This is a genomic window from Rhodococcus sp. (in: high G+C Gram-positive bacteria) (genome assembly GCF_049591685.1).
Taxonomy (GTDB): domain Bacteria; phylum Actinomycetota; class Actinomycetes; order Mycobacteriales; family Mycobacteriaceae; genus Rhodococcoides.
In genome coordinates, this window is the sequence record NZ_JBAWFH010000109.1 from 1 (window position 1) to 8743 (window position 8743).

The window sequence follows — 8743 nt, forward strand, 5'->3', positions numbered from 1 at the left end:
GGTCAACCGGGGTGGCCGGTACCCGGGTGCCGGAACCGTCGTCCACGACGCTGCCCCTTCCTCCTCCCCTGACGGCTACCGCGCCAACCGCTGAACCCGCGCCGCAACCGGCCACCGCCTACGTTCCGCCGCAGAATGGCGGCCGCTACGTTCCGCCGCCCCCACCACCACCGCCGCCCCCACCGCCGTTCCAGTTGCCGCGGATCGAATTGCCGCGCATTCAACTGCCGCCGCTGCCGCACCTGCCGTTTCCCTGAGGGAGGGTGATGCGCAAAGATCAGCCAATGGCCACCACAGCTCAATGGATCGAAGGCGCTCGCCCGCGCACGCTTCCGAACGCGATCGCGCCCGTTCTGGTCGGAACCGGGGCCGCGGCATCGCTCGGTGACGCCGTGTGGTGGAAAGCGTTACTGGCGCTGGTGGTTTCGCTGGCACTCATCGTCGGCGTCAATTTCGCCAACGATTACTCCGACGGTATCCGCGGTACCGACGACGACCGTGTCGGCCCCATGCGACTGGTCGGGTCGGGTGTGGCGACGCCCGGCGCAGTGAAGGCCGCAGCCATCGGATGCTTCGTCGTCGGCGGCGCCGCAGGAGTGGTACTCGCCGCGACGTCGGCATGGTGGCTGGTCGTCGTCGGCGCGGTCTGTATCGCGGGCGCGTGGTTCTACACCGGCGGCAAGAAGCCGTACGGCTACAGCGGACTGGGCGAAATCGCGGTGTTCGTGTTCTTCGGACTCGTCGCCGTGTTGGGCACGCAGTTCGTGCAGGCGGAGCGGGTCGATTGGGCCGGGCTCGTTGCCGCCGTCGCTGTCGGGTCGTTTTCGAGCGCGGTACTCGTCGCCAACAATCTGCGCGATATCGACACAGATCCCGAGTCCGGAAAGCACACCCTCGCGGTGCGCCTGGGTGATACCCGCACGCGCCTGCTGCATCTGGCGCTGATGGTCGTGCCGTTCGCCGTCACCGTCGCGCTCGTCGCGCGTACCCCGTGGGCACTCGTCGCCCTCATCGCTCTGCCTCTGGCGGCGCGCGCCAACAAGCCGGTCCGGGCAGGGGCCCAGGGCTTGGCACTCATTCCGGCTCTGCGCGACTCCGGTTTGGCAATGCTGGTGTGGGGTCTCGCAACCGGTGGCGCGCTGGCCTTCGCCTGACCCTCTTCGCTCAGCGTCTTTCGGGAACGAACGCGCCCAGGAGAAAGTTGACGACGGAGATCAGCAGTGCGCCCCAGAAGGCCGCACCGAATCCGGAGATCAGCAGCCCGTAGTCGGTGGTGCTCGAGATCCACGCCGTCAGCAGCAGCATCAGCGCATTGATGACGAGGGTGAACAGTCCGAGTGTCAGGATGAGCAGCGGCAGCGAGAGCAGCTTGACCGCGGGCCGGATGAACGCGTTGACGATGGTGAACACCGCGGCGATTCCCGCGAGAACCAGCAGGTCCCAGCCAGTTCCGCGGCCGGAGCTCGTGAGGTCGATCCCGTCCACCCACTGAGCTGCCAGCCAGATCGCGATCGCATTGATGACGAGCCGTGCGAGAAAAGTCATGGTGCATACCCTAGGTGGCGTCGATCCGCTCGCGCAGCTTAGCCGAATCGGTGACCACGTCGGTGAATCGTGGGTCCGCTCCCCGGATGAGTCCGAGCAGCAGGTGCTCGCAGCGGATCTCGGAATCGCCATGGTCCAGCGCTTCGCGAAGCGAGTTCTCGATAGCTTTCTTCGCGCTCGACGCGAAGGCGATGTGGCCTGTTTTCCGTCGAAACCAGCCTCGCCGGCCCGGGTCCGGCGCGTCGAGTGCACCCTCACCGAACGTGGACTCGAGGCTCGCCCGGACGGCGCCCAAGTCGATACCGATGGATTCCAGTGCACGGGCGTCTCGATCACCGAGCGTGGCGATTACCGCGTCGCGGCTGTATCCCTCCTCGCGGAGGATGCGCGCCAGATCTACAGGCGCCGAGTCGATGATGCCCAGAAAAAGGTGCACGGTGTCTATCCGCGACGCCTTCGTTGTTCGAGCCTCCGACTGTGCGGCCACCACCGCGAGGCGTGCTTCGCTCGTAAATTTTTCGAACATGTTCACCCCACCGTTCCGTTGTGCTTCTTGTGCACTGCTTGTTTGCTGACTTCGAGAGCGTCCGCGATGGCTCGCCACGACCAGCCTTGCCTGCGTGCGTTGGCAACCTGTATCGCTTCGAGTCGGTCGAGAAGACGCCGCAGCGCCAGCACTGCCCGCAGACCTTCCTTCGGATCCGGGCTGCCCGCTGCGGCCGCGAGAGTCGTTGCTTCGGTCATGATTGTCAATCTACGTTGACGATTCGAAACCGTCAACCCACGTTGACGAACCACGTCGACGATGTGCTCGCCATTTACCCTGGAGACCGTGAACACCGCGAACCTGTCCCGAGCCGAGACGCGACGCCGGTCGCGCCACATCAGCAACGTCGCGTACCGCGTGGAGCTGGACCTGCGAAGCGCGGCCGATCCCGATTCGGACACGTTCCGGACGCGCACGACCATCACGTTCGACGCAACGACCGCTGCGACGTGGCTCGATTTCATCGGACCGGAGGTCGTGACGGTGACAGTCGACGGCACCTCCGTTCCCGTCGATCACGACGGGGCGCGCATCCAGCTCGTCGGCCTCGGCGCACACAACACCGTGGTCGTCGACGCCCGCGGCCGCTACAGCAGGTCCGGCGAGGGGCTGCACCGCTTTGTCGATCCGGTGGACGACCAGGTGTATCTGTACACCCAGTACGAGCCGGCCGATGCCCGACGGGTGTTCGCGAACTTCGAGCAACCGGACGTCAAGGCGCCGTTCGTGTTCGAGGTTTCCGCCCCGAGCGGATGGGAAGTATTGTCGGGCAAGGCCGGTACCCGTTCGGGAGATACCGTCGTGTTCGAGCCGACACTTCCGATCTCCACGTACATCACCGCTGTCGCGGCCGGCCCGTACCACCGCGTCGACGACGAGTGGACCCGCGGAGAGACGACCGTACCCCTCGCTGCGCTGTGCCGGGCATCGCTCGCCGAGCACTTCGACCCCGACGACATCTTCGAGATCACCAAGCAGGGTCTCGACTTTTACCACGACAAGTTCGAGTTTCCGTACCCGTTCGGCAAGTACGACCAGATCTTCGTCCCCGAGTACAACCTCGGCGCAATGGAGAACCCTGGCCTCGTCACGTTCACCGAATCATACGTATTCCGTTCGGCTGCAACCAAAGCGCAGTACGAGCAGCGCGCCAACACCATCCTGCACGAGATGGCCCACATGTGGTTCGGCGACCTGGTGACCATGGAGTGGTGGGACGACCTGTGGCTCAAGGAATCGTTCGCCGACTTCATGGGCGCGTACGCCTCGGTGCACGCGACGCGGTTCACCGACGCCTGGGTGAGTTTTGCCAACCGTCGCAAAGCCTGGGCCTACCTCCAGGATCAGCTGCCGACCACGCACCCCATCGTCGCCGACATTCCCGACCTGGAAGCCGCCAAGCTCAACTTCGACGGCATCACCTACGCGAAGGGCGCGAGCGTTCTCAAGCAACTCGCAGCGTACGTCGGCGACGACGCCTTCTTCGAGGCATCGCGTCGCTACTTCGTCGAATTTGCTTACCGCAACACCACTCTCGTCGACCTGCTCACGCATGCCTCGGCCGCGTCGGGCCGTAATCTCGACGAGTGGGCGTCGGCGTGGCTCCGCACGACGGGGGTATCGACGCTGTCCTACACCGGCTCCACCGTCGAGCAGACGGATCCGCGGCCACACCGCCTCGCAATCGGCCTGTACGACGAGGATGCCAACGGCAATCTCGTGCGCACCCACCGTCGCGAGATCGACATCAGCCAACCGAGCACGGCCGTCGACCTGCCCGATGCGGCGCTGGTGCTGCTCAACGACGACGATCTCACCTACGCCAAAATCCGTTTCGACGAGCGTTCGTTGCAGACGGTGTCGACGTCGCTAGACCGGGTCGTCGATCCCCTTGCGCGCGGATTGATCTGGTCGGCGCTGTGGAATGCCACCCGCGACGCCGAACTGAATCCCGGGACCTACATCGGCATCGCGACGAGATTCGCTGTGTCCGAAGTCGACATCGGCGTCGTGGGTGCCGTCATTGCCAACACTCAATTTGCCGTCGACCACTACCTCGAGGAGCCCGACGCTGCTCGATCCACCCGCGACTGGTTGGAGACCTGCTGGGGCCACCTGGAGACGGCCGACCCCGGTAGTGATTCACAGATCGCGTGGTTCCGAGCGGTCGCGTCGGCGGCGCGGGGCTCCGACGTGCGTGCCGGTCAGATCGATCGGCTGCTCGACGGCACGTTGCCCATCGAGGGGCTCGATCTGGATTCGGAGCAGCGATGGCTGCTGCTGCGGGCGCTGAGCGCAACCGGAAGCATCGGACGCGAGCGACTCGACGGTGAATTGCAGACGGACAGAACAGCTTCCGGTCGGAACTCGTACCGTGCCGCGGTGGCTGCGCAGCCGACACCCGACGCCAAAGCGCAGGCATGGACGGAGCTGATGGACTCCGACGAGCTGTCCAACGACGCCGTCGACGCGACGGTTTCCGGGTTTCGAGCCGGTGGGCGACGCGATCTGCTCGAGCAGTACAACGAGCGCTACTTCGCCGCGATCGCGGATGTGTGGGCAACCCGCAGCATCGAAATCGCGAAGCGAGTGGTCATCGGCCTGTTCCCGCAGACCGACTCCACCGAACCCGTCGACGCCTGGCTCGCGGCACACGAGTGGGCACCCGCCGCCTTGCGCAGGTTGGTCGTCGAGCAACGCGACCACCTCGACCGAGCGCTGCGAGTGCGTGCTGCGCGCCGCTAGTACACCTCGAATCCACACCCTTGCCCTACGCGTCGCACCGGATAGGGCTGGTGCGACGCGTAGGCGCGGGGTGTGACTGCGACTGAACCCGATCGCAATACCGGTCAGCCCTCGAACTCGCCGGTCGAGGCGAAGCGTTCGAGCGTTTCGGTCGGGCCGGTGAGGTCCATGCCCTGATCGGCGACCCAGCCGTCGTCGAAGTAGGTTCCCGAATAGCGTTCGCCGCCGTCGCACAGCAGAGTGACGACGCTGCCACTGCGGCCCGCGGCGATCATCTCGGAAATGAGACCGAACGCACCCCAGATGTTGGTGCCGGTCGATCCACCGACCCGACGCCCGAGAGCGATCGACGCATGGCGCGCCGCGGCGACCGATGCTGCGTCGGGTACCGCGATCATCCGATCGATGACCTGCCCGACGAACGACGGCTCGACGATGGGCCTGCCGATGCCCTCGATGCGCGACGGCTTCCCGGTCGAATGGTCGGCGCGTCCTGTTTCGTAGCCGCCGATGAAGGCGGAGTTCTCCGGGTCGACGACGGCCAATCGTGTTGCGTGCCTGCGGTAGCGGATGTAGCGGCCGATCGTGGCGCTCGTTCCCCCGGTGCCTGCACCGACAACGATCCACGTCGGGATGGGGGATTCTTCGTGGGTGAGCTGCTCGAAGATGGACTCGGCGATGTTGTTGTTGCCGCGCCAGTCGGTTGCGCGTTCGGCATGGGTGAACTGATCCATGTAGTGCGAGTCGGGTTCGGCTGCGAGTCGGTGCGCCTCCGAGTACATCGAAGCCGGGTCATCGACGAAATGGCATCGCCCACCGTGGGATTCGATCAGCGCGACTTTGGTGGGGCTCGTGCTGCGCGGCATCACGGCTACGAAGCGGAGACCGAGGAGGCGTGCGAAGTATGCCTCACTGACGGCGGTGGATCCGGAGGACGCCTCGATGACGGTGGTGTTCTCGGTGATCCATCCATTGCAGATCGCGTACAGGAACAGCGACCGTGCGAGCCGGTGTTTGAGGCTGCCGGTGATGTGGGTGGACTCGTCCTTGAGGTAGAGCTGAACGTTCCAGGCCGCGGGCAGCGGGTACCGAAGCAGGTGTGTATCGGCCGAACGTTGCGCGTCCGCGTCGATGAGGCGGACAGCGTTGTCCACCCACTCGCGTGACGCCGAGTGGTCGACGATCCGGGTCACTACCGGCCGTCCTCACCGCGGAGCTTGGCCTGCAGGTCGGCGCGAGCGCGTCGGCGACCCTCGTCTACGCCGGCGATGGACTCGTTGACTCGGATGCGTAGCTTCTTGAACAGCACGAGCGACAACGGTAGCGAGATGAGGACCGCGAACACGGCGGCCACCAGAACGGGAATCTCGACGTTGACGAGTAGGCCGATGCCGATGATGGCGGCGGCGATGACAATCACGAGCAACAGCCGGGCGCCGCTGTAGAGAGCCACGTCTCGGAACAGCTGTCCCTTGGTTGCGGTGGGCACGGGCGGCGTGTTGCGTTCGTTCACGAACCCCAGGTTACCGCCCCGGCTGCGGGTCGGGACCCACTGTCGAGCGACCGCTCGTCCGACACGGAAACACTCTTTTCGGACAGTCGGACTTATCCGATTTGTCCATTACCTCCCCTTTACCAGCCATAGATCAGTCGAGTACCTAGGGGTCGGAGTGCCACCATGGGGGTCCAGCACGAACAGTGCATCCATTTGGTTCGGCAGCACATCGGAGGATTCGACAACAATGAGCGCACCAGCACTGAACAGAACTCAGGATTCATTGCTCACTCCCGGGCAGGTCGCTGCGCTCTTCCACGTCGATCCCAAGACGGTCACTCGGTGGGCTCACGCGGGTCGACTCGGATCGCTACGCACCCCCGGCGGGCATCGTCGCTTCCGCGAATCCGAGGTCATGGCGCTGCTGTCGTCGCTGACCACAGAAGCAGCGCACCGCTAACGATCTACGACGATCGACGGCAGTGCCTTCGACGTACCGAATTCTCAGGAAACTGCGAGCCGCGCGAGGTGCTAACTGCATCCCCGCGCGGCTACCCTTGGAGGAGGAGGTGCGTCGTGATCTATCTTTTGGCGTTGATCGGTTTGGTGGCAGTGGTCGTCCTGTTTTGGAAGGCGTTCGGCCCCACAACGCAGGCGCCTACGGGACGAGTCGTCGGCCCCGACGACGATCCCGAGTTCCTGTGGAAGATGAACAAGAACGCGCGTCGGTCGGGTACGGACGGTCCAGAGGTGGGCAAGCAGGACTCCACCGAGTAGGCCTGATTTACCGATCCACCGCAATCAAGCAGCAGCCCGTGTCGTCAGAGACGGGCTGCTTTCGTTTCTTCTGCCCGCGCGGCCTGCGCTCGGTGCACGTCCTCGGGACGGTTGCTGGGAAATCCCGCCGCCACCGCCGCTGCCAGTTCGAGTACGGCCGACCTGGTCCCCCGCTTCAACCTGTTCAGGTCGATCTCCGCCCCCTCTTCCAGGTGCGGGTCGAAGGGGATCGACACCACCTGGCGGCAACGCCGCTCGAAGTGTTCGACGACCTTCGCGAGGTCCACTTTTCCCGCACGCGGCCGCACTGCGTTGACGACGGCCACCGACGACCGCACCAGTTCGCTGTGGCCGTGGGCATCGAGCCAGTCCAGCGTCGCCGAAGCGCTGCGAGCGCCGTCGACCGAACCGGAACTGACGACGACGAGAGCGTCGGATCCTTCGAGGATGCTGCTCATCGCCGAGTGCATCAGTCCGGTGCCGCAGTCGGTCAGAACGATGCTGTAGAACTTTTCGAGCAGGGCGAGCGCAGTGTCGTAGTCGTGCGCACTGAAGGCTTCGGACACTGCGGGATCGGAGTCGGACGCGAGGACTTCGAGCCTGAACGCGTTCTGTGAGGTGTAGGCCCGCACATCGCTGTAGCGGCGGAGCCCATCTATGTCTCGCAGCAAGTTCCGCACGGTTGCCGGCGTTTCCATCGGCACCTTCTGCGCCAGGGTTCCGCGGTCGGGATTGGCGTCGACGGCGATGACGCGGTCGCCCCGGATGTCGGCGAAGGTCGAGCCGAGCGTCGCCGTGGTGGTCGTCTTCCCGACTCCGCCCTTGAGACTGAGCACCGCAACTCGGTAGCACCCGACAAGATGACGGTCGACCTGCTGCGTCAGCCGTGCCGACCGCTCGTCACGGACGCTGTTGCCGAGGTTGATACGCCGTCCGGTGAACGTGTACAGCCACCGTCGCCATCCCGACGCAGGCGGCGGCGCCGATTGCTTGACGAGCAGCGCGTTGGTGAGGTCGAGCGCAGACGCTGCCGCAACCGGCGGCAACACGTTCTGCACCGTCGTCTGGACCGTTGGTTGCACCGACGGTTTTTCTGGAGCCTGCTCTACGCGCGCGTCTGCAGCCCCCACCGCATCTGCTGCAGCCTCACCCGAAACGCTGTTCTCGAGCTCGGCCGGCCGGACTGCTTGCCACCCATTGGTCTGCCATCGATCCATGATCGATTCCCCCTGCCGCTGCGGGGCCACGTGCACCCCGTCCTCCCCCTGACGGCCCGGACCCTACCAGCGAACGAGAGTGGCCAGCGGTCTCGGCGTCAGTTGAGGCCGGCGTACGAGTGCAGGCCGGAAACGACCATGTTGATGATGAAGAGGTTGAACAGCATGGCGGTGAAGCCTGCGATGTTGATCCAGGCTGCGCGGGTGTTGCGCCAGCCCGACGTCGCGCGGGCGTGCAGGTACGCGGCGTAGATGATCCAGGTGATGAAGGACATAGTCTCCTTGGGGTCCCAGCCCCAGAAGCGGCCCCACGCGGCCTCGGCCCAGATGGCACCGAGGATAACGCCTGCACCGAACAGCGGGAAGGCAATGATCGTCGTCTTGTAGGCGAGGCGGTCCAGAGACTGGGCGTCGGGG

General features: G+C 65.2%; 11 protein-coding genes. 4 read left to right on the forward strand and 7 right to left on the reverse strand.

Annotation, left to right across the window (positions count from 1 at the left end; all coding sequences use genetic code 11):
• The first annotated feature begins 284 nt into the window (after positions 1-284).
• Complete coding sequence (locus WBQ44_RS04840; protein ID WP_495565601.1) at positions 285-1154, forward strand: 1,4-dihydroxy-2-naphthoate polyprenyltransferase; 870 nt, start codon at positions 285-287, stop codon at positions 1152-1154.
• Positions 1155-1164: 10 nt separating this feature from the next.
• On the opposite strand, the gene WBQ44_RS04845 is transcribed toward WBQ44_RS04840, so the two are convergent.
• From WBQ44_RS04845 to WBQ44_RS04855, 3 genes are read right to left on the reverse strand one after another with little or no spacing between them, the layout of a single operon-like run.
• Positions 1165-1545 carry a phage holin family protein gene (locus WBQ44_RS04845; protein ID WP_495565602.1) on the reverse strand — a complete coding sequence of 127 codons (381 nt, stop codon included), beginning with the start codon at positions 1543-1545 and terminating at the stop codon, positions 1165-1167.
• Between the two features lie 10 nt (positions 1546-1555).
• On the reverse strand, positions 1556-2071 hold the full coding sequence (locus WBQ44_RS04850; RefSeq protein ID WP_495565603.1) for a Clp protease N-terminal domain-containing protein: 516 nt from the start codon (positions 2069-2071) through the stop codon (positions 1556-1558).
• A gap of 2 nt (positions 2072-2073) precedes the next feature.
• Positions 2074-2289: a helix-turn-helix domain-containing protein gene (locus WBQ44_RS04855; protein ID WP_495565604.1), complete on the reverse strand. Its 216-nt coding sequence runs from the start codon at positions 2287-2289 to the stop codon at positions 2074-2076.
• Positions 2290-2377: 88 nt separating this feature from the next.
• Here WBQ44_RS04855 and pepN point away from each other — a divergent pair, with 88 nt between their 5' ends.
• A complete protein-coding gene (pepN, locus tag WBQ44_RS04860; RefSeq protein ID WP_495565605.1) occupies positions 2378-4837 on the forward strand; it encodes an aminopeptidase N in 2460 nt (819 codons plus the stop codon).
• A 104-nt stretch (positions 4838-4941) separates the two neighbouring features.
• Here pepN and cds1 read toward each other — a convergent pair whose 3' ends face one another.
• Together cds1 and WBQ44_RS04870 are read right to left on the reverse strand one after the other, a co-directional pair.
• Positions 4942-6030, reverse strand: a complete 1089-nt coding sequence (gene cds1, locus WBQ44_RS04865) for an L-cysteine desulfhydrase Cds1 (protein WP_495565606.1) — start codon at positions 6028-6030, stop codon at positions 4942-4944.
• Positions 6030-6350, reverse strand: coding sequence for a DUF4229 domain-containing protein (locus tag WBQ44_RS04870; protein ID WP_495565607.1), 321 nt, complete (start codon positions 6348-6350; stop codon positions 6030-6032). The genes cds1 and WBQ44_RS04870 overlap by 1 nt, the downstream gene beginning before the upstream one ends.
• A 229-nt stretch (positions 6351-6579) precedes the next feature.
• On the opposite strand from WBQ44_RS04870, the gene WBQ44_RS04875 reads away from it, so the two are divergent.
• Entirely contained in the window at positions 6580-6792 is a 213-nt protein-coding gene (locus WBQ44_RS04875; RefSeq protein ID WP_495565608.1) for a BldC family transcriptional regulator, read from the forward strand.
• A gap of 116 nt (positions 6793-6908) precedes the next feature.
• A complete protein-coding gene (locus WBQ44_RS04880; RefSeq protein ID WP_495565609.1) occupies positions 6909-7109 on the forward strand; it encodes a hypothetical protein in 201 nt (66 codons plus the stop codon).
• A gap of 44 nt (positions 7110-7153) precedes the next feature.
• Here WBQ44_RS04880 and WBQ44_RS04885 read toward each other — a convergent pair whose 3' ends face one another.
• Both WBQ44_RS04885 and ccsA read right to left on the reverse strand, forming a co-directional pair.
• Positions 7154-8326, reverse strand: coding sequence for a MinD/ParA family ATP-binding protein (locus tag WBQ44_RS04885; RefSeq protein ID WP_495565610.1), 1173 nt, complete (start codon positions 8324-8326; stop codon positions 7154-7156).
• A gap of 98 nt (positions 8327-8424) precedes the next feature.
• A partial coding sequence (ccsA, locus tag WBQ44_RS04890; RefSeq protein ID WP_495565611.1) for a cytochrome c biogenesis protein CcsA occupies positions 8425-8743 on the reverse strand: 319 nt, incomplete at its 5' end.